The organism is Chryseobacterium sp. D764, from assembly GCF_019317325.1.
Lineage (GTDB): Bacteria > Bacteroidota > Bacteroidia > Flavobacteriales > Weeksellaceae > Chryseobacterium.
On record NZ_CP079219.1, the window covers coordinates 1,075,280 to 1,100,564 of the forward strand.

At 35.7% G+C, this 25,285-nt stretch carries 27 protein-coding genes; all 27 read right to left on the bottom strand.

Annotated elements, in window-relative coordinates; all coding sequences use genetic code 11:
* Positions 1–115: 115 nt before the first annotated feature.
* Positions 116–1,606, bottom strand: coding sequence for an MFS transporter (locus KYG33_RS04785; protein ID WP_077416995.1), 1,491 nt, complete (start codon positions 1,604–1,606; stop codon positions 116–118).
* Positions 1,607–1,712: 106 nt separating this feature from the next.
* Complete coding sequence (locus KYG33_RS04790; protein WP_077416993.1) at positions 1,713–2,891, bottom strand: acetyl-CoA C-acyltransferase; 1,179 nt, start codon at positions 2,889–2,891, stop codon at positions 1,713–1,715.
* Positions 2,892–2,948: 57 nt separating this feature from the next.
* A complete protein-coding gene (locus KYG33_RS04795; protein ID WP_077416991.1) occupies positions 2,949–3,359 on the bottom strand; it encodes a hypothetical protein in 411 nt (136 codons plus the stop codon).
* Between the two features lie 2 nt (positions 3,360–3,361).
* Complete coding sequence (locus tag KYG33_RS04800) at positions 3,362–3,766, bottom strand: hypothetical protein (protein WP_180563856.1); 405 nt, start codon at positions 3,764–3,766, stop codon at positions 3,362–3,364.
* A 149-nt stretch (positions 3,767–3,915) separates the two neighbouring features.
* Complete coding sequence (locus KYG33_RS04805) at positions 3,916–5,010, bottom strand: hypothetical protein (protein ID WP_219072776.1); 1,095 nt, start codon at positions 5,008–5,010, stop codon at positions 3,916–3,918.
* A gap of 76 nt (positions 5,011–5,086) precedes the next feature.
* The gene (locus tag KYG33_RS04810; RefSeq protein WP_077416986.1) at positions 5,087–5,794 is read right to left on the bottom strand and encodes a hypothetical protein; all 708 of its coding nucleotides are present in this window, start codon (positions 5,792–5,794) and stop codon (positions 5,087–5,089) included.
* Entirely contained in the window at positions 5,760–6,314 is a 555-nt protein-coding gene (locus tag KYG33_RS04815; RefSeq protein WP_219072777.1) for an RNA polymerase sigma factor, read from the bottom strand. The genes KYG33_RS04810 and KYG33_RS04815 overlap by 35 nt, the downstream gene beginning before the upstream one ends.
* Positions 6,315–6,427: 113 nt before the next feature.
* Positions 6,428–7,810 carry a nucleoside permease gene (locus tag KYG33_RS04820; RefSeq protein WP_219072778.1) on the bottom strand — a complete coding sequence of 461 codons (1,383 nt, stop codon included), beginning with the start codon at positions 7,808–7,810 and terminating at the stop codon, positions 6,428–6,430.
* Between the two features lie 22 nt (positions 7,811–7,832).
* The gene (locus KYG33_RS04825) at positions 7,833–8,432 is read right to left on the bottom strand and encodes a bifunctional nuclease family protein (RefSeq protein WP_047385267.1); all 600 of its coding nucleotides are present in this window, start codon (positions 8,430–8,432) and stop codon (positions 7,833–7,835) included.
* Between the two features lie 182 nt (positions 8,433–8,614).
* Positions 8,615–9,562 (bottom strand): electron transfer flavoprotein subunit alpha/FixB family protein, encoded by a 948-nt coding sequence (locus KYG33_RS04830; protein ID WP_219072779.1) that lies wholly within the window; start codon positions 9,560–9,562, stop codon positions 8,615–8,617.
* 99 nt (positions 9,563–9,661) lie between these two features.
* Complete coding sequence (locus tag KYG33_RS04835; RefSeq protein WP_077416979.1) at positions 9,662–10,408, bottom strand: electron transfer flavoprotein subunit beta/FixA family protein; 747 nt, start codon at positions 10,406–10,408, stop codon at positions 9,662–9,664.
* 149 nt (positions 10,409–10,557) lie between these two features.
* On the bottom strand, positions 10,558–11,265 hold the full coding sequence (locus KYG33_RS04840; protein ID WP_077416977.1) for an SDR family oxidoreductase: 708 nt from the start codon (positions 11,263–11,265) through the stop codon (positions 10,558–10,560).
* An 80-nt stretch (positions 11,266–11,345) separates the two neighbouring features.
* On the bottom strand, positions 11,346–12,269 hold the full coding sequence (locus tag KYG33_RS04845; RefSeq protein ID WP_180563860.1) for a T9SS type A sorting domain-containing protein: 924 nt from the start codon (positions 12,267–12,269) through the stop codon (positions 11,346–11,348).
* 210 nt (positions 12,270–12,479) lie between these two features.
* A complete protein-coding gene (locus tag KYG33_RS04850; protein WP_219072780.1) occupies positions 12,480–13,400 on the bottom strand; it encodes a T9SS type A sorting domain-containing protein in 921 nt (306 codons plus the stop codon).
* 210 nt (positions 13,401–13,610) lie between these two features.
* The gene (locus KYG33_RS04855; RefSeq protein ID WP_219072781.1) at positions 13,611–14,990 is read right to left on the bottom strand and encodes a dipeptidase; all 1,380 of its coding nucleotides are present in this window, start codon (positions 14,988–14,990) and stop codon (positions 13,611–13,613) included.
* A 157-nt stretch (positions 14,991–15,147) separates the two neighbouring features.
* A complete protein-coding gene (locus KYG33_RS04860) occupies positions 15,148–15,417 on the bottom strand; it encodes a hypothetical protein (RefSeq protein WP_219072782.1) in 270 nt (89 codons plus the stop codon).
* Between the two features lie 138 nt (positions 15,418–15,555).
* A complete protein-coding gene (locus KYG33_RS04865; RefSeq protein ID WP_139348533.1) occupies positions 15,556–16,704 on the bottom strand; it encodes a class I SAM-dependent methyltransferase in 1,149 nt (382 codons plus the stop codon).
* A 108-nt stretch (positions 16,705–16,812) separates the two neighbouring features.
* Entirely contained in the window at positions 16,813–17,253 is a 441-nt protein-coding gene (locus KYG33_RS04870; protein WP_077416964.1) for a DinB family protein, read from the bottom strand.
* Positions 17,253–18,416 (bottom strand): methylmalonyl-CoA mutase family protein, encoded by a 1,164-nt coding sequence (locus tag KYG33_RS04875; RefSeq protein WP_219072783.1) that lies wholly within the window; start codon positions 18,414–18,416, stop codon positions 17,253–17,255. The genes KYG33_RS04870 and KYG33_RS04875 overlap by 1 nt, the downstream gene beginning before the upstream one ends.
* Before the next feature lie 86 nt (positions 18,417–18,502).
* The gene (locus KYG33_RS04880) at positions 18,503–18,859 is read right to left on the bottom strand and encodes an FtsB family cell division protein (protein WP_047374422.1); all 357 of its coding nucleotides are present in this window, start codon (positions 18,857–18,859) and stop codon (positions 18,503–18,505) included.
* A 4-nt stretch (positions 18,860–18,863) separates the two neighbouring features.
* Positions 18,864–19,478 carry a uridine kinase gene (gene udk / locus KYG33_RS04885; RefSeq protein ID WP_045497309.1) on the bottom strand — a complete coding sequence of 205 codons (615 nt, stop codon included), beginning with the start codon at positions 19,476–19,478 and terminating at the stop codon, positions 18,864–18,866.
* A gap of 208 nt (positions 19,479–19,686) precedes the next feature.
* Positions 19,687–19,992: an ATP-dependent Clp protease adaptor ClpS gene (locus KYG33_RS04890; protein ID WP_077416960.1), complete on the bottom strand. Its 306-nt coding sequence runs from the start codon at positions 19,990–19,992 to the stop codon at positions 19,687–19,689.
* A gap of 10 nt (positions 19,993–20,002) precedes the next feature.
* Positions 20,003–21,361, bottom strand: coding sequence for a hemolysin family protein (locus KYG33_RS04895; RefSeq protein WP_077416958.1), 1,359 nt, complete (start codon positions 21,359–21,361; stop codon positions 20,003–20,005).
* Positions 21,362–21,628: 267 nt separating this feature from the next.
* On the bottom strand, positions 21,629–22,492 hold the full coding sequence (gene atpG, locus KYG33_RS04900; RefSeq protein WP_077416955.1) for an ATP synthase F1 subunit gamma: 864 nt from the start codon (positions 22,490–22,492) through the stop codon (positions 21,629–21,631).
* A 76-nt stretch (positions 22,493–22,568) separates the two neighbouring features.
* Positions 22,569–24,146, bottom strand: a complete 1,578-nt coding sequence (atpA, locus tag KYG33_RS04905) for a F0F1 ATP synthase subunit alpha (RefSeq protein WP_047385277.1) — start codon at positions 24,144–24,146, stop codon at positions 22,569–22,571.
* Positions 24,147–24,162: 16 nt separating this feature from the next.
* Positions 24,163–24,702, bottom strand: coding sequence for an ATP synthase F1 subunit delta (atpH, locus tag KYG33_RS04910; protein WP_077416953.1), 540 nt, complete (start codon positions 24,700–24,702; stop codon positions 24,163–24,165).
* A 2-nt stretch (positions 24,703–24,704) separates the two neighbouring features.
* Positions 24,705–25,202 carry a F0F1 ATP synthase subunit B gene (locus KYG33_RS04915; protein ID WP_077416951.1) on the bottom strand — a complete coding sequence of 166 codons (498 nt, stop codon included), beginning with the start codon at positions 25,200–25,202 and terminating at the stop codon, positions 24,705–24,707.
* Positions 25,203–25,285: the final 83 nt, after the last annotated feature.

Sequence of the window (25,285 nt, forward strand, 5' to 3'; positions counted from 1 at the left end):
TACTACATTCTAATATTTGTAGCAACCCTATAAATAAATTAAACCAAATAACTAAATGAATGTTTTTTATTCGTTAAAATAAAAAAAAGACGTTAAAAATAACGTCTTTTAATTTTTATAAAGTTTCTCTGTCGGTTCTCATTTTGACCTTCAGGAATCTGATTAAAACTAATCCTGCCGCAAAGAATATGGTCATTGATAATGCTGCGATACGCATATTATTGAAATGCTCAATTAATGTTGCAAAGATGAATGTCCCAATGATAATCGCAATTTTCTCCAATACGTCATAGAAACTGAAGTAGGTTGTGTTTTCCATCGAGTTTTCAGGAAGCAGCTTTGAATAGGTAGATCTGGACATCGCCTGAAGGCCACCCATCACCAATCCTACCACTGCAGCTACCCCATAAAACTGGTATTCTACTGTTGGATTTTCTTTGTTCAGGAAATAAGCCCAAAGACAAGCAACGATCCATAGGATGATCGCAATTGAAATAACGTTTTTGTTCCCGATTTTCTTAGATAACCTTGAGAAAATAACAGCTCCAATGATCGCTTCAATCTGGATTACCAAAAGGGTTCCGATCAGTTTATCCTGAGCAAGGTTGATCTCACTTTTCCCAAACAGGGTTGCCATAAGGAAAATCGTCTGCATTCCTACACTGTAAAAGAAGAAACTCGACAGAAAGAATTTAAGATTTTTGTCTTTGAAAAGTTCCCCTCCTACTTTAAACAGTTCATGGAAACTTTCCTTTGCAATATCTTTATAGAAGCTAAGGTTATCTTTAAATACTTCAAAGAAACCTCCCTGTTCTTCATGTTTCTTGAAGATATTCTTATAATTCAGTAATACAAGATCTTTAGGAAGCTTATCTTTCACATCCCCAAACTGAGGAAGGTGTTTGAATGTATATTGAGAGAACCCAAACCACCATGCTCCCGTTAACAGGAAACTGATTCTTGTAAATAATAACTGCTGAGCCGCTCCTTTTGCAAAAACCTGAATAAGAATTAAGCATAGTACAACTAAAACTACAGAGCCAATATATCCGTAGACATATCCTCTTGCAGAAAGCGCATCCTGCCTGTCCGGTGTGGCAATATCCGGAAGAAAGGAGTTGTAAAACACCAAACTTCCCCAGAAGCCGACACTGGCCGTAATACTGAAGAGAAGTCCCAGAAATACGTTGTGCATCCCTGTAAACATGGCTAATCCCATACATGATGTTGCTCCCAGATAGCAGAAAAACTGCAGGAAAGACTTTTTGTTTCCGATAGTATCTGCTAATGAAGATAAAAATGGAGACAACAATACTACAATAAAGAATGATATGGTAAGTGAATATCCATACACAGCATCTGGCTGATATCCTTCTCCAAAAATTTTGATCGTATGCCTTACGGGAACATCAATCCATGTTTTGGTTTCTGCTATATATTCCTTTTTCTCGTACGCTGTGGTAAGGATAGAGTAATAAATAGGGAAAATAGTAGAGGTAATAACCAGGGAATACACGGAGTTTGCCCAGTCATATACAGCCCAGGCTTTCATAATCTTCGGATTATTCTTTATGTTTTTAGGCTGTCGATTCTCAGTTTCAGACATTTCAAATATATATTAGTAGCACAAAAATAGAAAAACCATTAAGAAATGGATAAGTTTTTAAAAAAATTATCAATTCCTTAATGGTAATGTATTCGTAAACAGAATATTAGATATTTTCAATCACGATAGCGGAAGCACCTCCACCACCGTTGCAGATTGCTGCGGCACCGTATTTTGCATTATTTTGCTTCAATACGTTAATCAAAGTAACGATGATTCTTGAACCAGAACTTCCCAGTGGATGTCCCAGTGCTACAGCACCACCGTTTACGTTTACTTTAGCAGCATCTAACCCTAAGATTTTGTTGTTGGCCAATCCCACTACTGAAAAAGCTTCATTGAATTCGAAGAAATCGATATCAGAAACTTCTAATCCTGCTTTTTTAAGAGCGATAGGTAACGCTTTTGCCGGAGCCGTTGTAAAGTTTTCAGGCTCATGCGCTGCATCAGCATAAGAAACGATTTTTGCAAGAGGCTTCAATCCCAGTTCTTCCATTTTTTCTTTTGAAACAAGGATCAATGCAGAAGCACCATCATTCAAAGTAGATGCATTAGCTGCAGTTACTGTACCTTCTTCTTTTTTGAATACGGTAGGAAGGGTTGAAATTCTGTCGAAGTTTACTGCTTTGTATTCTTCATCTTCAGCAAAGATTACAGGCTCTCCTTTTCTCTGAGGAATAGAAACCGGTACAATTTCTTCACTGAACTTCCCTTCGCTCCAAGCTTTAGCAGATCTTTTATAAGATTCTACAGCGAAGTTATCCTGATCTTCTCTTGTGATATTATAATCTACTGCACATTTTTCTGCACATACTCCCATATGTACTTTGTTGTATACGTCTGTAAGACCGTCAAGCACCATTCCATCAAGCATTTTGATATCGCCTAATTTTGTAGCCACTCTTGCATTGTAATAATGAGGAACTAAAGACATATTCTCCATACCTCCTGCAACAATTACTTCTGCATCACCAGCTTTGATCGCCTGAGCAGCCATTGTCACAGCCTTCATTCCTGAAGCACATACTTTATTAACTGTAGTAGAAGGTGTATTGATTGAAAGACCTGCTCCTAAAGCTACCTGACGAGCCGGCGCCTGGCCTTCTCCTGCCTGAAGAACATTCCCCATATAAATTTCCTGAACAGCATTAGGATCTAAACCGATTTTATCTAATGCTCCTTTTACAGCAGCTGCTCCCAGTTTTGTAGCCGGAACTGTTGACAAGCTTCCCATAAAACTCCCCATAGGTGTTCTTACTGCGGAAACGATGAATACTTCTTTCATGTATATAATTTTTATTTTTAACGAAACGGAACAAAAGTTCCGTTGTATAGGTTGAATTTATTTTACTTTTACATAGACCACATCAAACTGAGATCCTTCAATTTTAGTATTAACTTTCAGAAGGTTATCCTGAGTTGCTAAAATTTTATTATTGAAGACATCTCCTATCTGTATGGGATTGTTTTTATCGGATTTCTCCATAATGATTGCTTTGTAATTGCAGTCATCCACAAAAACCAATGTTGATTTGATATAGTCTTTTCCATTATTGAAATATTCAGTCTGAACATTATCTTTAATGGTCATATGCCATATTCCTTCCGGGTAATTGGGTCTTACAAATTTACCTTCTTTTATATTGGCACATTTAGCCGGATTATCCGGTTTTTTCTGATTTGCTGTCTGCGCGTTAGCCTGTGCGGCTGCCACCAACAAAATTCCAGCGGAAAATATTTTTAAGAAGTTCATTTTTATAGTTGTGTGCGATTATTTATTTTTTTGTTTCCTCCTGCAAAAACCAAAAGGAAAGCTCCTAAAAATTCTACAGCCCAGCCCCATTTCAGTTTAACAATTCCGGCAAAAGTTTCCTGCCAGGATTTGAATGGTAAAAAACTAAAGTATTGCAAAGACTGCATCTTCACAGCGAATAAGGTAAATGCAAATAAAAGGATAAGCAGAATACCAAAAAACCTTACGATTTTCACGCTGTTATTGACAATTCCAAAAACGGCACATGCAGCCAATATCCAGCATGCGATCGCCAGATAATGATCAAGCTTCCAATAGTTCCAGTTCCCAATGACAGGCACATGTACCAAGGGTAAAAAACTGCCTATTACGACTAACAGTAACCCTAATAACTGAATATTTTTCATATTTACTAAAGTGCCAAAATACAAAAAAAAACACACTTTTAAATAGTGTGTTTTAAAAATAGGATTTCATGACCCGAACGCTTGTTAGTTACAAAAAAGCTTTAATATTTTTGTTTATTACACAAAGAAGGAAGCTATTTGTTATCAAATTAAAAATTAACATTTGCGATCTCTATCCCAATCTGAAGTCCATATTTTTTCTTCAGCAAAGCATTGTCATTGAAAGCGGGTGTAAAGTCTTTCTGCACAAACAGATTGAACCCGGCATAACTGATTCCCAATTTTCCTCCGAAAACAATATCGTTGACTCCATGCATTACTTTTTCTCTTTCAACAATTCTATCGGAAAATTCATTGGAATACTTGGAATAATTCACACTCCCTATTTTAATGCCCCCATAAACACCCAGAATAATGCACAGCTGATTCTTATTATTATCCAGGTATTTAACACCTTCATAGTCTTTATATTTTGGATTTAAAACAAATTTCAGATCTGCAGGAACAGTTATATATGTATTATAAAGCATACTTTTTTTAAGGGTTCCACGGTCAAAATCACCAACGAATAAGTTATATTTATCCTGTTTGAATGCCTGCCCATATTTGGGTGTAAGCTGGTCTGATCGTACTCCCAATCCGAAACGATAGAAAAAAGGGCTGGTGTAACTTCCGATCTGGTTACCGTACCATAATGTCAGCTGCCAGGAGTTGATAACACTGTTTTTTATATCAGAATTCTTACTGTAAAAATCAAAAGGCTTGTTCTTTGAAGTTAATCCTGCTCCGCCCATACTCACGGAAAGTTCTAAGGTTTCGAGATAATTTTTCGGGTTGTTCTTCTTTTTCTTCTCGTTGAGTTTCATATTAAATCCATTGAGTCCCAGCCAAAGTTGATTTTTTCCATTTTTTACAGAATCTTCAGATTTAAAAACAGCGTCTTTAACGAGTTCTTTGGTTGCCATTTCAAGATCCTGCTTTTGGGAATCTATTTTTTCATTAATAATCTGCTCGTATTTTGAAGCAATTACTGTACGTTGTTTTTGCTTTTCATCGGTGGTAATTTTCTTTTCTTTAAAGCTCTTATCAATCTGATCCAGTTCTACATTCATTTTGCCTTTTTCAGACATCACTATGCTGTCAATCTTTTTTGAATAGACAGTCAGGTTATTCTCCGGAGTTTCCTGGCCAAATCCATAGCTAAAAGCTATTACAGCAGCCATCAATAGTAACTTTGGTTTCATATTTTATTAATTTTTAGACAATATTTGATTGCTGTCCCTGTTCCGGGGCAGTTTCTGTAATACAAAAGATGATTGTTTATTTGCTTTCCAGTGAGTCTGTGTAGACAGTTACTCCAAATATCTTAAGAGAATTGGGACTTTTCACCTTAATTTTGGTCATATCAAGCGCTCCGAATTTTCTGATATCCGTTCTGTTCTCTTCCCGTTTTTTCTGGAACTCTCTTCCCTGCAGGAGCTCATCAGCATTGATATATTCAGTTTTTTTATTCTCTACAAGAGCAGGTTTATCTGCTATAGGAATTATATTTTTATCCAATACCGGGGCTTTGATCTCATAATCAGCAACTATAATCTGCTCTTCTTTACCCATACTTAATCCTTCTTTCTGCAGAGTTTCTTTCTGTTGATACACTCTAGGAATATCTGGAATTACTTTTAATTTCTCTTGGCTGGTATTGTTTTCTGTTATGATGTTCTGAGCAGCATCTATTTTCTGACCCGTTAAAGGCGTCTTTATATCCTTTTTTGGCAGTTCTGTATGAACGATTGGATTGTCTGTATTAGCAGGATGATTTCTATTAAAATAAAGCAATACTCCTACAGAAACCAACAGAACTAATACAGCAGCGTATTTCCACCTCTGAAAAGCCTTTTTAAAGCTTATATCAGCACTTTTCTCTTCTCTCTGGTCTATTTGCTCTATCCTGCCCCAAAGATCTGCAGAAGGCTTTATTTCAAGCTTTTCGTAATCAGATTTTAACTGTTTCAGTATTTCTTTTTTCATTTTCTTTTGCTTTTAAAAATTCAGCAAGCCATTTTTTTGCTTTGCTCAACTGGCTTTTGCTTGTTCCTTCAGAGATATTAAGAATTTCAGCAATTTCACTGTGTTTTTTGTCCTCAAAGACGTAGAGATTAAAAATCAATCTATATCCTATTGGCATCTGAGAAAATATTTCTTCAATATTTATTTCTTCCGGATATTCTTCATCAAAGGTTTCACTATAATCATCGGCAATTTCCACATCTGCGTAGAGAATATTTTTATTCTTCCGGATGAAGGTAATAGAATCATTAACAATAATTTTTCTAAGCCAGAACGGAAAACTTTTCCAGTCTCTGCATTCATCTATTCTGGTAAAGCATTTCATCAAAGCATTCAGGAGGATGTCTTCCGCATCATGAAGGTTATTGACATAAGAATTTGCAATGGCCAGCATTTTGGGAGCAAACATCTCGTAAAGAGCTTTCTGCCCTCTCCGGTCTTGTTTTTTAGCCAATAAAAAATTCTCTTCGAGATTCTTCATGTTTCAGTTTCTATCTATAAGACGGTCTATTAAAAAAAAGGTTGCCTGAAAATAAAAAAAATTGCATTTTTTTTCAAAAATGCAATTTAATATCTAAAGAATGTTAGTTTTAATTAATGTTTTACTGATGAAACATCTTCCGGATTGTGCTTGTGTTTAAACAATACAGCAAAGAATATAGCCAGTACCAGCGAATAAATAGCAAATGAAAGCCATATCTGCTGCCAGTCTTTTACCATCACTACAGACGAAAGGGTTCCGTCTGAATTAACCACTGCATTGAAACTATTTTTCAGAATTTCAAGGAAAGTAGGATTATCCGGTGTAGTTTCCAGATAAGTAGATAATTCTGAAACGGTTGCGAATTTATGGGTAAAGAATTTATCAATAGCCCAACCTGCAATATAACTTCCAAAAACAGCTCCGAAACCGTTGGTCATCATCATAAATAACCCCTGAGCTGAAGAACGTATTTTTTTATCTGTAGTTGTTTCTACGAAAAGTGACCCTGAAATATTAAAGAAATCAAATGCCATTCCATATACAATACATGAAAGGACGATCAGAGAAAGTCCAAATCCGTCCGGAACGCCATATGCAAAGAATCCGAATCTTAATACCCAAGCCAGCATAGACATCAGCATTACTTTTTTAATTCCGAATTTCTTCAGGAAGAAAGGAATTGCCAAAATAAACAAGGTTTCAGATACCTGAGAAATTGACATGATAATGGTAGATCTCTGTACTACAAATGAGTCAGCATATTTAGGAAAATGGGCAAATTCACTTAAGAAAACATCTCCATATGCATTGGTAAGCTGAAGTGCAGCTCCCAAAAGCATTGAAAATAAAAAGAACAAGGCCATCTTATAGTTTCCAAAAAGTTTGAATGCATTCAATCCTAATTGTTCAGATAGCGGCGAATTTTTATCAATCAGCTTTTGTGGCGGACATTTTGGTAAGGTAAGTGCATAAATTCCTAAAAATATTGCGATAGCTCCTCCAATATAAAACTGTCCTTCTGTAGCTTTGTTTCCGCTAAGATTTGTAATCCACATGGCAACAATAAAACCAATAGTTCCCCATACACGAATCGGCGGGAAGTCTTTTACAACATCCAGATTGTTATTTTTCAGGATCGTATAAGAAATTGAGTTGGCAAGTGCTATCGTAGGCATGTAAAAACACATCGCAAGAAGCATTACTGAAAAGAAAGAATTTGGATCTGTGGAATGAGGTAATATGAAAAGAGTAACCCCATAAAGAATGTGTAGTACTGAAAATATGCGTTCCGCATTGATCCAGCGGTCAGCGATAATTCCAGTAATGGTTGGCATAAAGATGGAAGCAATTCCCATGGTTCCGAACACAGCTCCAAACTGAGTTCCTTCCCAATGTTTTGTGCCAAACCAGAAGTTTGCCATCGTAATCAGCCATGCTCCCCAAACAAAAAATTGGAGAAAACTGAGGATGGTCAGTCGTAATTTTAAATTCATAGTTTATATAAAAAGTATCTCTTTAGTCAATTGTCTTTTTCCTTCTCTTGATTTCTTCCTGAATTTCAAGAGCAGTATCATAATCTTCCTCTTTAACGGCATCTTCCAGTAATTTCTGAAGTTCTTCCATAGAAAGAGATTTTAAATTGTCTTCCGTCTGTACAGTTTCTGAGAAAGATTGGTCTTCTTTGGCTACATCTTCCAGTTCTAATAAAATCCCTGCTTCATTCAAAACCTGCTGTGTTGTAAATATAGGTGCATCAAATCTTACCGCCATTGCAACAGCATCAGAGGTTCTGGCATCAAGAATCAATTCTTCGTCGTTCGCTTTATTTTTAAAGTTGATATTTGAAAAGAATACTCCGTCTACAATCTGATAAATAATAACAGAGATCAGCTCATAGTTGGCAGAGACTATAAATTTTGTGAATAAATCATGAGTAAGAGGACGCGGTGGATGGATATCTTTTTCCAATCCGAGAGAGATAGACTGGGCTTCGAAATTTCCTATAACAACAGGTAATTTTATGTGTGTTTCTTCATGCTCCAGTAACAATGCGTAAGCCCCCGACTGGGTCTGGCTGTACGATATTCCGCGAATAATTAGCTGTTTATAATCCATAGCTACAAATATAGATTAATTTTTTATTGTGATTTTACTTTTTTACGCAAAAATAAAAGCCCGGAAAGCCGAGCTTTTATCTGTATTGTTGATGATTGTCAAACGTCAATAGTGAATTTTGCTTTGCAAGTGAATTATTTAATTAAAAATTGACGAGCAAAGCGAATTGACTATTCACTTTCTTATCCTTTTATTGCTTTAATTTTCTCTGTTAATGCAGGAATAATCTGGAAAGCATCTCCTACTACTCCATAATCAGCAGACTTGAAGAATGGTGCTTCAGGATCGCTGTTGATTACTACGATAGTTTTTGAAGAGTTTACTCCGGCAAGGTGCTGAATAGCTCCTGAAATCCCTACAGCAATGTAAAGATTTGGAGAAATTGCCTTACCTGTTTGTCCTACGTGCTCTGTGTGAGGTCTCCATCCGATGTCAGAAACCGGTTTAGAACATGCTGTAGCTGCTCCTAACACGTTTGCTAAATCTTCAATCATTCCCCAGTTTTCAGGACCTTTCATCCCTCTACCAGCAGAAACAACAACTTCAGCTTCTTTAAGGTCTAGTTTACCTGAACTCTGCTCGTGAGAAATCACTTTAGTATCTTCATTAGCTACTGATAAGTTTTTCACTTCTTCTGAACCTGATACTGCATTTTCTTTAACACCGAAAGCGTTTTGAGAAACCGTAACGATTACTCCGTTTCCTTCAGCTTTTGCATGCATAAAACCTTTTCCGGAGAATGCTCTTCTCTTAACCTGGAAAGGAGAAAGGCTTTCAGGAGCTTCTAAAGCGTTAGTAATTAAAGAATAGTTCTTCATTACAGAAAGCATAGGAGCAATTGAAGAAGCATCAGTTGTATGAGGGAAAACGATGATGTTTCCGTCTGCTACTTCACTTACAGCCTGTGCGAATGCTTTTGCTGAGAAGTTTTTAAGACCTTCGTCTTTGATATTGATTACATTTGATGCTCCATATTTGTATAATAAATCTGAAGAATCTGTTGGGTTTACAGAGATTGCTGTAACGGTCTCTCCAGCATTATCAGCAACAGCTTTAGCGTAAGAAACTGCTTCAAAAGCTGCCTTTTTGTAAACTCCGTTTATATTTTCTGCGTATACGAATACTGCCATTGTTTATATTTTTTAGGTTGTAGGGTTTAGGCTATAGGGATTAGGTCTGAGAAGTATGTGTAAAAACTGCTACCTATCACCTCTTACCTGTTATCTTTATTAGATTACTTTAGCTTCTTCGTGAAGCAATCTTACCAATTCATCCAGGTTGTCAGGAGAAACCATTTTCACAGCTGCTCTTGGCGGAACACTGTCATAAGATACACCCTGAACTTTTACTTCTGAAGAAGAAGGCTCTACTACCTGCAGAGGTTTTGTTCTTGCAGACATAATTCCTCTCATATTCGGGATGATAAGGTCTTTTTCATCTACCAATCCTTTCTGACCTGCAATAATTGCCGGTAATTTTACAGAAATAGTTTCTTTTCCTCCTTCAATTTCTCTTACTGCAGTAGCTTCGTTTCCGTTTACGTCTAATCCTACTGAAGCGTTTACGAAAGGCTGGTTCAATAGCTGAGCCACCATTCCTGGCACGGAACCTCCGTTATAGTCGATAGATTCTTTTCCGCAAAGGATAAGATCATATCCTCCGTTTTGAGCTACAGCTGCAATTTCTTTTGCTGTAGAATAGCTGTCTTTAGGATCAAGATTTACTCTTACAGCATCATTAGCACCAATTGCCAAAGCCTTTCTGATCACAGGTTCTGTACCAGCATCTCCTACGTTGATTACTGTTACTGTTGCTCCCTGAGATTCCTGAAGTTTAACCGCTTTTGTCAACGCAAATTCGTCTAGCGGATTGATTACCCACTGAATTCCGTTCTTGTCGAAAGCAGATTTATCTGCTGTAAAGTTAATTTTGGAAGTAGTATCCGGAACACTACTAATACAAACTAATATTTTCATGTGTACTATTTTATTTTTTCCCTTTGACGCATAAAATCATGACAGTTTATGCAGAGATTTTGTTTGAATTAATTTTTGCTAATATAAATAAAAAATATATTATGCATGCATAATACTTATTAAATTATTATTCAATACATTAGATGTAGTTACTTCGCTGGTTTTGTTGCCCTAAACTCTATTTTACTTGGCAAAACTCTTGGATTCATCTTTAAAATATCCAATATGAGATTCCCCATATCTTCGGGCTGAATCTTCCAACTGTCTTTTTCTGATGGAATATTTCCGTTAAAATGAGTGGCCACCGAACCCGGCATAATAACCGTAGACTTAATATTATATTTCCTTAAATCAATCATCGCTGCCTGGGTAAAACCTACCACTCCGAATTTTGAAGCATTGTATCCTGTTCCGTTTTCAAAGAAGTTGGCCCCTGCAAGACTTGAGATGGTAATATAGTAACCTTCTGTCTTCTTCAGTTCTTCTACAGAAGCTTTTAAGGTATAGAAAACACCTGTGAGATTGGTTTCTATCATATCATTCCATTCTTCTGCTGTGAGTTCGTCTACGGGTTTAAATATCCCCAATCCTGCATTAGCAATGATATAATCCAGTCTTCCGAACTTTTCAACGGTATATTTTACTGCTTCCTGCTCGCTTTCCAGGCTTCTTACATCAGAAACAATTCCCAAAACATTTTCTGAGTATTGTTTAAGTTCCTCTTCCGCCTTCATGACATCTTCTTTTTTTCTTCCTGAAAATGCTACTGAGATTCCATTTTCAAGTAAAATTTTAGCAATTCCGAAACCAATACCTTTGGTTCCTCCTGTTATATAAGCTGTTTTATTCTCTGCCATTGATTCCCTAATTTTAATTCTCTAAAATAACAAAAACGCTCCAATTGGAGCGTTTTACTGATACTAAGATTTATCAGGAATTATTTTTTTATAAATTTCTCTGTAAAGTTTCTTCCTTCCGTTTCTACATTCAGTAAATAGGCTCCGGAAGATAGGTTGCTTACATTCACCTGATCCCCATTCAATGTTACATCTATTCTTTTTCCTGACATATCATACACTTCAACATGTTTTATCTTGCCAGGAGTTGTAATTTTTATCACTTCAGTAGCAGGGTTTGGATAAATGGATAGTTTCACATCGTTTTTAACGGCATCTTTTGTAGATAGTGATGCTTCATTATTGATTTTAATATTATCAATATAGGCAGAACCTCCATAATTATCATGCACAAAATCCATTCTGTTAATATTATTGTTACTGAATGGTTGTCCTGTGTAGATCAGCGCATCATTCAGGAAATATTGGATTCCTGTAGCAGTAGACACTATTTTCACTCTGTACCAAGTATTGGCATTCCAGGTCTGATTGGTATTTACTAAGTTAGCTGAACCAGCTGTAGCTAGTAAAATTGCACCGTCGTAAGAAAAATCAATATAAGTAACAATCCCTCCTGCTCCAGTTGTACTTACTGTTCTGAATACAAAATCCGAACTTGATGTGCTTTTTTGGGTAAGTCTTACATCAAATGATTGTGTAAAGCTATTATAGGTTAATGGTGTAGTAAAGGTATAGAAACCACCCATTACAGGGCTTTGCTGTGGTCCATAAGGTAAATCTGGTGTTATTTTAAGACTATTTGAACCTTGAGTTGCCATTTCAGCTGAAACCAATTGAGTGGTCAAATATACTGGCGGTACACCTCCATCATTTGTAGTAATCCAACCCTGCTGGCCATTAATATTTCCTGTTGTAAATCCTTCACTGGCTTCAAAAGAAATAGTCTGCTGGGCAAAAGATGTTATGGAAATCAACGAAATTGCGAAAATGTAAAGTTTCTTCATGATATTTTTTAGTTTTGAGCAAATATAGGTCTTTTAATCAAAAAAGCAAAATCAACGAATATTTTAAACATAAAAATAAATTAACATAATATATTTCAACCTAAACAAATAAAGATATTAAACCTAAATAAAAGTATCATTTCCAAAAAATCATCCATAAATCCTACAGCACGCTAAAAAGAACACAGGTTCTCAGAATCAATAAATAATTTATCTGATGATCACTTTTTCTGTAAAATTCCTTCCTTCAGTTTTGATATTAACCATATATACGCCTGCAGGAAAACCTTTTACATCCATTCTGCTACTCTTTGTTTCAGTTTTGATCAGCTTTCCTGATTCATCATAGACCTCAATACTTTTAACTGTACCTGGAGAATTAACCTGTATAAAATCAGTTGCAGGATTAGGATAAACAGATACTTCTTTAGCAGTAATCTTTGAATCCTTAATCCCCAATACCAATAGTTCACTATTTATTTTAATATTATCAATATAAGCAGCCCCCGACGCATTATTATGGACAAAACGCAGCTGATCTATATTCATTGAACTTGCGGCTATACCTGTATAAATAAGAACATTATTAACGTAATATCTGACATCTGTGGCAGTTCCTACGACTTTCACTCTGTACCAGATATTAGGCAGCCAGGCTGAAGATATGGAAATCAAATCCTGTGTACCTGATACGGTATTCAGAATTTTGAGCAATCCGGTTTTATCAAAATCCAATCTCACAACCAACTGATCATCAACGTTATTTACTCCCTGAAAACCAAAATCAGAGCCGTTGAGCTGCGACATATTGATATCAAATGATACGGAAAAATTGTTGTAAGCAAGCGGAGCCGGTAGGTTATAAAAACCTCCGATAATAGGATCAGATTGGGTTCCGTAGGTTGCTTCTTTGACAATTTTGAGGGAACTGCTTCCATCACTGGCTTTATCTACGCTGATAGTCTGATGGGTTACGTTTGCAGGAACTCCTCCTGTAGGAGTACTGATCCATCCCGCCTGGCCATGGATATTTCCAGAGTTGAACCCTTCATTGAATTCAAAGGATACAGCCTGCTGTGCAAAAACGCATGCTGACAATAGTAAAATTGCAATTGAGTAGTATTTTTTCATAGGAAATCAAGTTTTGTATTAAAAATATAAACTTTCCATGAATGGTGAAATAACTTATTGCAAATAAAAAATAACGCTTTTATACTCAGTGAATTTAATTTTCAAATCTATTAAAAACGTCTTCCCATATAGGTAAAACAGTTCAATTCAGAGCAAAAAAATAAGGTATCTCTTTCCAGAAATACCTTATTATATCTTATTTTCGTTGAATTACTTTGAATAATTTTCAAAGAACAACGGAATACTTTCAATTCCTTTATAGAAATTAAATAATCCATAGTGCTCGTTTGGAGAGTGGATTGCATCAGAATCCAATCCGAAGCCCATCAATACAGATTTAGCTCCTAAAACCTGCTCAAACATTGCTGTAATTGGAATACTTCCTCCTCCTCTGTAGGGAAGAACTTCTTTTCCGAATGCAGACTCCATCGCTTGTTTTGCAGCCGCAAATTCTTTGGTATCGGTTGGTAAAACATAAGGCATTCCTCCATGGTGAGGAGTTACTTTAATTTTTACTGTATCCGGAGCGATTTTTTCAAAATATTTCGTGAATTTTTCCGTGATTTCCTGAGGAGTCTGGTAAGGAACCAAACGCATGGAAATTTTAGCAAAAGCTTTAGAAGGAATTACAGTTTTTGCACCTTCTCCGGTATAACCACCCCAGATTCCGTTGCAGTCTAAAGTAGGACGGATAGATGTTCTTTCTAAAGTTGTATATCCTTTTTCTCCTTCTATATTACTTAATCCGATTGATTTTTTGAATTCTTCAGGATTGTCTTTCAATTTGTTCATATCAGCTCTGTCTGCATCTGAAACCGTTTCTACGTTATCATAGAACCCGTCAATGGTAATATGACCGTTTTCATCAATCAGATTAGCGATCATTCTTGAAAGAACGTGAATAGGGTTTGGAACCGCTCCACCGTAAAGACCTGAGTGCAAATCTCTGTTTGGACCCTCCACTTCTACTTCTACATAGCTTAAACCTCTCAATCCTGTTGTAACAGTTGGCTGTTCGTTGCTGTAAATATGAGTATCAGAAATTAAGATACAGTCGCAAGTTAATTTCTCTTTATTTTCATTCACCCAGTCTCCTAAGCTTACAGAACCTACTTCTTCTTCTCCTTCTAAGATAAATTTAACGTTGCAAGGAAGAGCATTGGTTTTCATCATTGCTTCGAATGCCTTCAGGTGCATGAAAAACTGTCCTTTGTCATCCGCAGAACCTCTTGCAAAAATAGCTCCTTCAGGGTGCAGTTCAGTTTTTTCAATATAAGGCTCAAAAGGTGGCTTTGTCCATAATTCCAATGGGTCTGCCGGCTGAACATCATAATGTCCATATACCAATACTGTAGGTAAACTTTTATCTAAAATCTTTTCTCCGAAAACAATTGGATAGCCTTTGGTCTGGCAAACTTCAACATTATCAGCTCCTGCATTTTTAAGGTGCGTTGCCACTACATCTGCACATTTCAAAACGTCATCTTTATACGCCGGATCTGCAGAAATAGAAGGAATTCTCAATAACTCAAATAATTCATCCACGAAACGCTGTTTGTTTTCGTTAATGTAATTTAATGTCTCTTGCATTGTAAAAATTTATTTTGTTAAAATTAAAAAAAATGCCCGGCAGGGACAAACAAAAAGACAGGATTTTACCAATCTTATGCTAATGAGCCTTATAACCATCTTTTTTAATAAAAAATGCCCTGCAAAAACAGGGCATTTGTATATTTTGTACTTCCAATTAGTGTTCAGCTTTTGGAGCCTTTTCAGCTTCAGCAGGTTTTGCAGCAGCAGTACTGTCTGTTTTAGGAGCTGCAGCTTCTGGCTTTACAGCAACTTCTTCCTTATGCTCTGCAGCAGCTGCATATCCGTGACCTTCTCCCTGAGCAGCATCAGAATATCTGTCTACTCCTTCTTCCAGTTTCAAAGTCCCTTTATTTCCACCAGCTGGTACTTTTTTACAACTTACCGCTACTGTTGCAATTGCTAAACATATAACTAATTTTTTCATATGTAAAATTTATTTTTTTAAGATCATATGAAACCGCTCTATTTTAGCCTATTCTGATTTATCCAAACAGCGGGCGATTTCATGTTTAAATTTTTGATTGCCCAAAAGTAAGAAATCCTGCTTTTTTCGGCAACATTTTTATACTGATTTTAATATTATTTTCCCTTTTTTGGATTGTGTAAAAATAAGGTAATGATCTCCCCCATCTTTCAAACCATACTTTTTCTTGATTTCTTCAGGTTTTAAAGGATAGTTTTTTGAAATGATATTATACTGTTCTTTTTTCTTAATACTTTTAGAGTCAATCAGTTCCACTTCCATAATTCTCCCGGGAAAGTCTCCTTTCTTTTCACTGGAGGTATAGAAATGACTGTTAGGATGAAGCTTTTTTAATCCGAATTTCTGTGAAATCAAATTAAAAACTCCTGCTTTCAAAATAGAGTTATTGGGAATGTAAATGTATTTTTCAGGCTCGGAATATTCAGACTCGGCATTTTCTTCTTCCCCAAATCTGAAAGTAAAGGCAGATTCGCCACTCTCAAGGTTCACACAGCTGCAGATAATCTCGTCCGTATTTTCCTTGGATAAAAAAATGACAACTTCTTTTACATCATTTTTCAGGGCAATAATTTCTATCCTTGAAATACCCGGCAACATTGACACAAGATACTTAAGATCAATAAGTGGAGAGAGTTTAATGACGACCTGATTGGAAATAGACAACAATTTCTCCTGGATTTCGAGAATATCAGGAGACAGGTCTTCTAAAAGAAAAACCTTGTTTTTTTGCTGATCTCTTCTGGCCGGATCAAGATAAATGACATCAAAATGTTCCTGATTCCCGTTCAGGAAATCTTCAAGCTTTTTGTTGATAAAATTTGCCTGACGTCCTAAAGTATTCCAGTTATGCTCAACAATTTCTAAAAGCTCTGTATTCTGCTCTACCAAAGTGATATGATCGAAGTTTTGAGACAGATAATAGGCATCAATACCAAAACCGCTCGTGAGATCAATAAATGTACTCCCTTTCAAGATGTTGGATTTATAAAGAGCTGTTTTTTCTGATGATGACTGCTCGAGATTAAGCTGTGGCGGAAAAATAATCCCTTCTTTCAAGAGAAAAGGAAACTTTCTTTCAGCAACCTGTTTTCCTTTGATCTGCTGTACAATTTCCTGTATAGAAACTTCCGGAAATGGTGATTTTTTCAGCAGTAATGTATGTAAATCTGCATTCAGATTTGCATTGATATAGTTTTGAATCTCTTTGTTTATTAATTTATTTCCCACAGATTTTTCCAGAGTGTAAATGATAATATGTTATCAATGCTTCGACTACAAAAAAACAAGTATTAGAAATATCATGCTAAGCAGAGTCAAAACATTATTATATTAAAATTATCTTTTGTAAAAAATATAATCCGTCAATACCGGAGTTATTCCATTCTGCTTAAGCAAAGAATTGATTTGTCCTCTGTGATAGGTAGAGTGATTGACTGCATGAAAAAGCATTTCAAAAATACTGTTTTCAAATTTTGTTCCTCTTGAATTCTGATATTCTACTCTTTTGTCCAGATCAAAATTTCTTATAATATCAATGCTTTTAAGAAAATTTCTATGGTTAATTTCCTCAAGAGATTCAAAAGGATTGATCTGCCAGACTTCAAAAGTAGTTTCTCCCAAAATCCGGGCATTCCAGATCTGTTGTGCATTAAGAGTATGATTAATCAGACTGATGGTTTTATCATCAACAAGTTCTCTGTTTTCAGAAATAACTTTAATCATCTCAACATTGAAATGATAGGTGTATTCAAATAAGTCTACCAGTTTTTCTTTCATTATTCAAACATTTCAGCCCAGCGAACCGCTTTTATCTCCTTTTCGTTATACAGATCTCCGATAGACTTTTTAACGTCTAATTTAGGGTATAAATTTACCCCTATCAGCTTTATTTTTCCTTCTTCAATCCATTGCTGCTCTTCAACAGCATGATCATAGATCTTTTTCTGAACAACTCCCTGTTTCAACAGTTCAAGATACCCTCCGGCTTCCTCGATTTCAACAAATAAAGCCCATGATTTCTCTGCAAACTGCTTCGTAATATCTTCAATATAATAACTTCCGTTCACAGCATCTTCAAATACATTGATGATACTTTCGTAAGCGAGCACAATCTGCTGTTTGAAAGAAATTTCTTCCGAATTATCTGTACTTCTGTTTACAAGATAATTATTGGTAAAAACAGCGTCAGCTCCTCCGATCATTGCGGAAGCAAGTTCTAATGTAGAGCGGATCAGGTTGTTTTCATTGTCAGAAACGGCTTTATTTCGCAGTGAAGTCTCCGCAAAGATGTAAGGAATTTCATCCATACCATATTCCTTAGAAAGCTGGTTGAAAACAATTTTAAAGGCTCTCAGTTTTGCCATTTCAAAGAAATAATTTCCTCCTACTGCTATTCTGAAGATTAGCTTATTCAAAATTTCAGCACCATAAGCTTCTACCAGTTCCTTAGTTTTTGCCAGCGCAATACCAAGCTGCTGATAAATGGCTGCTCCGGCATTCTGATGCAGTGAAATATCAACACAGATATTTCTCTTAAAGTCTTTGGCCAGTAATTCTTTAGCCAGCTGATCGTCTATATTTCCTTCTTTTTCATTAAAAATGTCAATCAATGAAAAATACAGATCTTCTTCTTTAGGGCTGATGTGTCCTGCAAGTTCTTTGTTGTTGACAAAAAGAGTTTTCTGATCAAGATTTTCTACATTATGATCAAGGATAAATGCAAATACTTCTTCTTCTAAACTTTCATGATATTTTGCTACCAAATGGGTACTTTCTTCAACTCTAGGCAGATTTACCAAAGGCTTCTGAACTTCTGTGTAAAAAGGCTTCACCTCTATTCCTTCCAAATTCTGTTTTTCTAAAATAGGGTAAATATCCTCTGTTTTAAGTTGTTTTTTGACTAAACTTTCCCAGTTTGAAAATATATCTGTATTTGACATTAGTTTTTTTATTTGTGAATTGTCAATAGTGAATTTTTAAAAACTAAAAATACATTTCATTATTGACTTAATTCTATTCAACTTTATTATTTTTTGGCAACTTTTGTGCTGTCTACCACCAAAATGAAGATTTCTTCATTCGGCTTTTTCATAAAATAATTTTCTCTTGCGTATTTTTCCTTCTCAGACTTGTTGTTCATCAGCTTTTTATAAAAAGCATCATTTTTTTCGTATTCTTTTTTGTAGAAGTCCAGCTGCTCTTCATATTTCCTGATCTCACCATTCAGTTCATTGATTACAAGAAATGAGGTTTTATCGAAAAAAATCATCCATACCAAAAACAGACAGATCGTAATGGTATACTTGTTCAAAACATATTTCTGTATAAGTTTGAATGTTTCAGATTTCGGCTGAATGTCTTTGATAAGGTTGTTTTCTTCCATTTTTTTAATGTTTTTTCAACGAGTTTTTAATAACAGTAGTTAAAAAATCAATCGCTACGGAATTCTGCTTCATATTTGGGATAATAAGATCGGCATCATTTTTAGAAGGCTCTATGAATTCCTGGTGCATTGGTTTCAATGTAGTCTGATAACGGTGTAATACTTCGCTCAGATCTCTTCCTCTTTCCTGGGTATCTCTCCTAATCCTCCTGATCAGCCTTTCGTCAGAATCTGCATGAACAAATACTTTCAAATCAAATTCTTTCAGTAATTCTTTGTTGGTAAGAACCAAAATTCCTTCTACTACCAATACGTTTTTAGGTTCTACAGTGACATGATCTCCTGTTCTGGAATGAGTGACAAAGCTGTAAATGGGCTGTTCAATAGGCTCATTATTCTTTAAAGCTTTCACATGTTTTATCAATAATTCAAAATCTATCGACTTGGGATGGTCATAATTCAGAGCTTCTCTTTCTGTCAATGTAAGACCTTGGTTGTCGTGATAATAATTATCCTGAGAAAGGATATTCATTCCCTCAATATCAAGCTGCTGAAGTATCTTGTCAACAACTGTAGTTTTGCCGGATCCAGTACCACCGGCAATTCCTATTACAAGCATTATTTTTTTGTTTCTTTATAGTTGGTACAAATATACTATTTTAGATAAAATATGACAATGTAAGAGTATTGAGAAATTAAAAGATTAAAGCATTTAAAGATTAAAAGATTTTCCTGAAGCCTTCTACTCTTTGTCATTTATTGCCATTACTCAACTTTCCCCTTCGGATTCAATAAAAAAACCGGCAAATTTATTGCCGGTTTTTATTTTATACGATTTCGCTTGTTAATTCGCGCGAAATTAATTTTTCATGCATAGGCTTCAAAACATCCATTGAGCCTGTTTTTACGGTACATTTGCCTTTGTAGTGAACAAGCATCGTACATTGTTCTGCTTGCTCCAGGGTATGTTTGCATATTTCGATAAGACAGTCTATTACATAATCAAATGTATGAATATCGTCATTATGCAGTACCAGTTTATAAACTTCATCCGTATCATCCAGAACGAGGACATCTTCTTCATACTGGCGCTTTGGATCTTCATAATCTTTTATGATATTATAAAAATTCATTCTAACTGTTTTAAACTTCTCCAATTTTATCTGCTAAATGATCTATAGCATTAGGTTCCTCATAGACCAGTTCTACAAGTTCTACACTTTTATTATTCATTTTCAGAATTTTAAAGTGGTAGTCCTCAAGATCAAATTCCTGGTTTTCTTCAGGGATATCTTCCAACTCATAAAGAATGAATCCGGCTAATGAATTGTACTCACTTTCTTCTGAAAGCGGAAGTCTTTTAGGCAGAAACTCATTGATTTCGTCCAAAGGCTGCGTAGCCTGTACCCAATAGGTATTATCTGATATTTTATCAACGATTTTTTCTTCATCGTCTTCTTCATCCTGAATTTCCCCTACCAGTTCTTCCAGAATATCTTCTAATGTAATAATTCCTTCAGTCCCACCAAATTCGTCAATAACAACAGCGATATGTTGTTTTTTAAGCTGGAACGTTTTCAGCAAATCTGAAACTTTTTTACTTTCCACAACGAAAAAAGCATCCCGCATTAAATCTTTAAGGTCTTCATGATCCAGATTTCCTTTTCTTTTAACAAATTCCCTGATGATTTCTTTTGTATAGAAAATTCCGATGATATTATCAATAGAGTCAATATATACTGGAATACGTGAATACCCGCTGTCCATAATCTTATTGATGATATCTGTAACATCTTCTTCAAAATCTATGGAAGTAATATTCTGTCTTGGAACCATGATCTGTTTAGCAGAATGATCAGTAAAGTCAAATGCATTTTTGATGATCTCATAGTTTTCTTCTTCAATCTCTCCGCTGTCAGCACTTTGTTTTACCAAAAGCTGAAGCTCTTCTGTAGAGTGAATTTCCTGTTCGGAAGCCGGGTGAATTTTCACCAATCTAAGGAAACCATTTGACATTGAGTTCATCAACCAGATAAACGGTTTAAAAATTGTGTAAAAAACCCTTAGCGGAACAGCAGTTGCCATTGTAGTGGCTTCAGATTTTCTGATCGCAATTGATTTTGGGATAAGCTCACCAAATACAATGTGCATAATGGTAATCAACACAAAACTGGTCACTACAGAGATTGTAGTAATCGTTGTCTGAGTAAGATCAATACTCAGAGATGCGAAGATATTTTCAACCATATGATGCAAGGCACTTTCTCCTACCCAACCAAGAGCAAGGGATGCCAATGTAATTCCTAATTGTGTAGCGGAAAGATATTCATCAAGATGCTTGATGATATGTTCTGCCTGTTTAGCCATAGAATTACCTTCTGCGGCTTTTAACTGAATTTGTGAGTAACGAACTTTAACAATTGAAAATTCTGCGGCTACGAAGAAGCCATTTAGTAAAACAAGAAATAAGGCCAGCAAAAGCCTGACTATGTCCGAGTCCATTTAGAGGTTGTATAAATTTTATTAGGTACAAAGATATGCAAAATAAAAATAACCTGAATCCGGGATAGATTATTTTGATTGAGGATTTTTTGAAAGAAAATATGAAGCGATAAGATGTCGCTATTTTTTATTAAAAAAAATAATTGAATACATCCTCTCATTTCTATATAAGAAGACGGTTTTTGAACGGTAAATAGCAGTTTTAGTCTTATAAAAATAAAAAGCACCGATAAATTCGGTGCTTTAATGGTATGTTAAAATAATTCTTTATGAATTTTTCAAAGCTTCTGCTCCGGAAACAATTTCCAAGATTTCGTTGGTAATTGCTGCCTGTCTTGCTTTGTTGTAGAAGATCTTAAGATCATTTCTCAAAGCTTCTGCATTATCTGTAGCTTTGTGCATTGCTGTCATTCTCGCTCCGTGCTCAGATGCTACTGAATCAAGGATTGATTTGAAAACCTGCGTTTTGATAGACTTAGGAATCAGGTTATCCAGAATCTCAGCCCTGTTCGGTTCAAAGATATAATCTGTTTCTACCTGTGATTCTGTATTTTCAGGCATTGAGATTGGAAGAAGTTGTTCTGTTGTTACTTCCTGAGTTGCTGCATTAACGAATTTATTATAAATAACATATACTTCGTCAAATTTACCTTCTCTGAAGCTTGCCATTACTCCTTCAGTGATATGAGCAACAGCATCAAAGTTCAGATTATCATAAACAGAACTTCCATTAGCATATACTGAACGGCTTCTTCTTACAGCATCAAATGCTTTTTTACCTACAGGAAGAACTTCAATCTCATATTGAGAATTGTTCTGGAACTGAAGGTTAAGCTCTTTTACAATTGAAGAGTTAAAAGCTCCCGCAAGACCTCTGTTTGAAGTAACAGCGATGAAAAGTATTCTTTTAACCTCTCTTTTCTGAGCATATACAGAAATCTGATCAGGATCTGAACTAGAATTTACATTCTGGATAAGTTCCTGTAGTTTTTCAGAATATGGTCTTAGCATTACAATTGCATCCTGTGCTTTTTTAAGTTTCGCAGCGGAAACCATTTTCATAGCACGGGTAATCTGCATCGTAGATGAAATTGACGTAATTCTGCCTCGTATTTCTTTTAAGTTTGCCATTAATTTGGGTTCAAAGTTTAAGGTCTAAAGTTTAAGGCTTAAAACGTTATATTTTAAACCTTAAACATTGAATTTTTTAGTTGTATTTAGAAGCTAAATCATTAGCAGCCTGCTTAAGAACACTTGTAATATCGTTATCGATTTTTCCAGCCTTAATAGCAGCCATTGTATCAGGGTGCTTAGATCTTAGGAACTCGATATATTCGTGTTGGAATTCTTTAATTTTTCTGATAGGAACGTTTCTCATTAAGTTTTCTGTTCCAGCGTATACGATCGCTACCTGACTGTCTACAGGAAGTGGTGCATTTACCGGCTGCTTAAGGATTTCTACGTTTCTTTCTCCTTTAGAGATAACTGCCAAAGTAGAAGCATCAAGGTCTGAACCGAATTTAGCAAACGCCTCTAGTTCTTTATATTGAGCCTGATCTAACTTAAGAGTACCAGAAACTTTTTTCATTGATTTGATCTGAGCATTACCTCCTACTCTCGATACAGAGATACCTACGTTGATCGCAGGACGAACCCCTGAGTTGAATAGATCAGACTCCAAGAAGATCTGTCCGTCTGTAATAGAGATTACGTTGGTAGGGATATATGCAGAAACGTCACCAGCCTGAGTTTCAATAATTGGAAGTGCCGTTAAAGAACCACCACCTTTTACAATTGGTCTAAGAGATTCTGGCAAATCGTTCATTTGCTTAGCAATATTATCATCAGCAATTACTTTTGCCGCTCTTTCCAATAGTCTTGAGTGAAGATAGAAAACGTCTCCAGGATAAGCTTCACGGCCCGGTGGTCTTCTCAATAGTAGAGAAAGCTCACGGTAAGCAACAGCTTGTTTAGATAAATCATCATAAACGATAAGTGCTGGTCTACCAGTGTCTCTGAAGAACTCACCAATAGAAGCACCTGCCATTGCAGAATATACCTGCATTGGAACTGGATCTGATGCGTTAGCCGCAACAATTACAGTATAAGCTAAAGCTCCTTTATCAGAAAGAGTTTTAACGATTTGTGCAACAGTAGAAGCTTTCTGACCGATTGCAACATATATACAATATACAGGGTTACCTGCATCAAAAAATTCTCTTTGGTTGATGATTGTATCAATTGCAACAGTAGTTTTACCTGTCTGTCTGTCACCAATGATAAGCTCTCTCTGACCTCTTCCTACAGGAATCATCGCGTCAATTGCAACGATACCAGACTGTAAAGGCTCAGTTACCGGCTGTCTGAAGATAACTCCAGGAGCTTTTCTTTCCAATGGCATTTCGTATAAATCCCCAGTAATAGGACCTTTACCATCGATAGGGTTACCAAGAGTATCTACTACTCTTCCTAACATACCTTCTCCTACTTTAATAGAAGAGATTCTGTTTGTTCTTCTTACTGTATCACCTTCTTTTACTAATTTACTTTCACCAAGTAAAGCAACACCTACGTTGTCTTCTTCAAGGTTAAGTACAATACCTTCTACATCACTAGAAAATTTCACCAACTCTCCGTATTGTACGTTTTCTAACCCGTATACACGAGCAATACCATCACCGATGGTTAAAACTGTACCTACTTCCTCAACGTTTGATTGAGTGTCGAAGTTGGCCAATTGCTGTTTTAAGATCGCAGATACTTCTGCCGGATTTATTTCTGCCATTGTATGGTTGTTTTTCTTAATTTAATTGGAAATCTTTTTTAACTTGGTTCAATTTTGTCTTCACAGACGCGTCTACCTGCTGATCACCTACTCTTAGAACATATCCTCCAAGAATTTCAGGCTTTACATTCACTTTCAGATCAAAGTTTGAATCAGCGTTTACAAGAGTTGTAGATCTTAAAATCTGATCCAGGTTCTCTTTTGAAAGCGGAGTTGCTGTAGTAAGTGTTACTCTCTGTACACCGCTAAGGTCTTCTACTTTGTTGATGAATTCCTGAGCGATATTTTTCAATTGGGTTTCACGTCCGTGTTTAATCACCAATCTGATCAGATTTTGAGAAGAGACAGATAAACCTTTGAAAATTTCATTTGCTACTTCTATTTTCTTTTTAGAATCGATATAAGGAGTCATGAAGAATTTGTTTAAGTCCGCAGACTCTTTCATGATCTTTACTACATCTTTCATTTCAGAAAATACAGTAGCCGTTTGACCTGATTCATTTGTAAAATCAAGTAAACCTTGTGCGTATCTTTTAGCTACTTTAGATGTAAGCATTCTTAGTTAAGGTTTGATTTGTTTAAATAATTTTGAACTAATTCGTTTTGAGCTTCGCTGTTGTCTAATTTTTGTTTCAAGATAGACTCAGCAATGTTTACAGATAAAGTACCAATTTGAGTTTTGATGTCTGCCATAGCAGCATTTTTCTCAGCATTGATAGTCTGTTTAGCAGCTTCGATCATTCTGTCTCCTTCAGTTTTAGCAACATCTTTAGCTTCCCCTACGATTCTGTCTTTAATTTCTCTAGCTTCTTTAAGGATAGCATCTCTTTCGATTTTAGCTTCACGAATGATTCTTTCGTTATCCTCTTTTAAAGTTTCCATTTCTTTTCTAGCTAATTTAGCTTGATTAAGAGCGTCAACAATAGATGTTTCTCTGTCATTGATAGACGTTAAAATAGGTTTCCAAGCGAATTTACCTAACAAAAATAATAATGCTAGAAAAATAACAGACTGGATAATAAATAATCCTGACGAAAACTGATGAATTAATTCCATTATATAAATGTATAAATAATTATTACTTTTTTTAAAGAACCATTATCTGTAACCAACCGTCACAGATAATGGTCTGATTTCAA

Excerpts from the sequence above, each read along its gene's own strand:
- KYG33_RS04790 (WP_077416993.1), bottom strand. The coding sequence starts at position 2,891 with ATGAAAGAAGTATTCATCGTTTCCGCAGTAAGAACACCTATGGGGAGT.
- KYG33_RS04785 (WP_077416995.1), bottom strand. The coding sequence starts at position 1,606 with ATGTCTGAAACTGAGAATCGACAGCCTAAAAACATAAAGAATAATCCG.
- KYG33_RS04835 (WP_077416979.1), bottom strand. The coding sequence starts at position 10,408 with ATGAAAATATTAGTTTGTATTAGTAGTGTTCCGGATACTACTTCCAAA.
- KYG33_RS04870 (WP_077416964.1), bottom strand. The coding sequence starts at position 17,253 with ATGAAAGAAAAACTGGTAGACTTATTTGAATACACCTATCATTTCAAT.
- atpG (WP_077416955.1), bottom strand. The coding sequence starts at position 22,492 with ATGGCAAACTTAAAAGAAATACGAGGCAGAATTACGTCAATTTCATCT.
- KYG33_RS04855 (WP_219072781.1), bottom strand. The coding sequence starts at position 14,990 with ATGCAAGAGACATTAAATTACATTAACGAAAACAAACAGCGTTTCGTG.
- KYG33_RS04915 (WP_077416951.1), bottom strand. The coding sequence starts at position 25,202 with ATGGAATTAATTCATCAGTTTTCGTCAGGATTATTTATTATCCAGTCT.
- atpH (WP_077416953.1), bottom strand. The coding sequence starts at position 24,702 with ATGCTTACATCTAAAGTAGCTAAAAGATACGCACAAGGTTTACTTGAT.
- KYG33_RS04840 (WP_077416977.1), bottom strand. The coding sequence starts at position 11,265 with ATGGCAGAGAATAAAACAGCTTATATAACAGGAGGAACCAAAGGTATT.
- KYG33_RS04820 (WP_219072778.1), bottom strand. The coding sequence starts at position 7,810 with ATGAATTTAAAATTACGACTGACCATCCTCAGTTTTCTCCAATTTTTT.
- KYG33_RS04810 (WP_077416986.1), bottom strand. The coding sequence starts at position 5,794 with ATGAAAAAAGAAATACTGAAACAGTTAAAATCTGATTACGAAAAGCTT.
- KYG33_RS04800 (WP_180563856.1), bottom strand. The coding sequence starts at position 3,766 with ATGAAAAATATTCAGTTATTAGGGTTACTGTTAGTCGTAATAGGCAGT.
- KYG33_RS04850 (WP_219072780.1), bottom strand. The coding sequence starts at position 13,400 with ATGAAAAAATACTACTCAATTGCAATTTTACTATTGTCAGCATGCGTT.
- KYG33_RS04895 (WP_077416958.1), bottom strand. The coding sequence starts at position 21,361 with ATGGACTCGGACATAGTCAGGCTTTTGCTGGCCTTATTTCTTGTTTTA.
- KYG33_RS04815 (WP_219072777.1), bottom strand. The coding sequence starts at position 6,314 with ATGAAGAATCTCGAAGAGAATTTTTTATTGGCTAAAAAACAAGACCGG.
- KYG33_RS04830 (WP_219072779.1), bottom strand. The coding sequence starts at position 9,562 with ATGGCAGTATTCGTATACGCAGAAAATATAAACGGAGTTTACAAAAAG.
- KYG33_RS04795 (WP_077416991.1), bottom strand. The coding sequence starts at position 3,359 with ATGAACTTCTTAAAAATATTTTCCGCTGGAATTTTGTTGGTGGCAGCC.
- KYG33_RS04845 (WP_180563860.1), bottom strand. The coding sequence starts at position 12,269 with ATGAAGAAACTTTACATTTTCGCAATTTCGTTGATTTCCATAACATCT.
- KYG33_RS04880 (WP_047374422.1), bottom strand. The coding sequence starts at position 18,859 with ATGGAAGAAAACAACCTTATCAAAGACATTCAGCCGAAATCTGAAACA.
- KYG33_RS04805 (WP_219072776.1), bottom strand. The coding sequence starts at position 5,010 with ATGAAACCAAAGTTACTATTGATGGCTGCTGTAATAGCTTTTAGCTAT.
- atpA (WP_047385277.1), bottom strand. The coding sequence starts at position 24,146 with ATGGCAGAAATAAATCCGGCAGAAGTATCTGCGATCTTAAAACAGCAA.
- KYG33_RS04825 (WP_047385267.1), bottom strand. The coding sequence starts at position 8,432 with ATGGATTATAAACAGCTAATTATTCGCGGAATATCGTACAGCCAGACC.
- KYG33_RS04890 (WP_077416960.1), bottom strand. The coding sequence starts at position 19,992 with ATGAATTTTTATAATATCATAAAAGATTATGAAGATCCAAAGCGCCAG.
- KYG33_RS04860 (WP_219072782.1), bottom strand. The coding sequence starts at position 15,417 with ATGAAAAAATTAGTTATATGTTTAGCAATTGCAACAGTAGCGGTAAGT.
- KYG33_RS04875 (WP_219072783.1), bottom strand. The coding sequence starts at position 18,416 with ATGTCAAATACAGATATATTTTCAAACTGGGAAAGTTTAGTCAAAAAA.
- udk (WP_045497309.1), bottom strand. The coding sequence starts at position 19,478 with ATGCTTGTAATAGGAATTGCCGGTGGTACTGGATCCGGCAAAACTACA.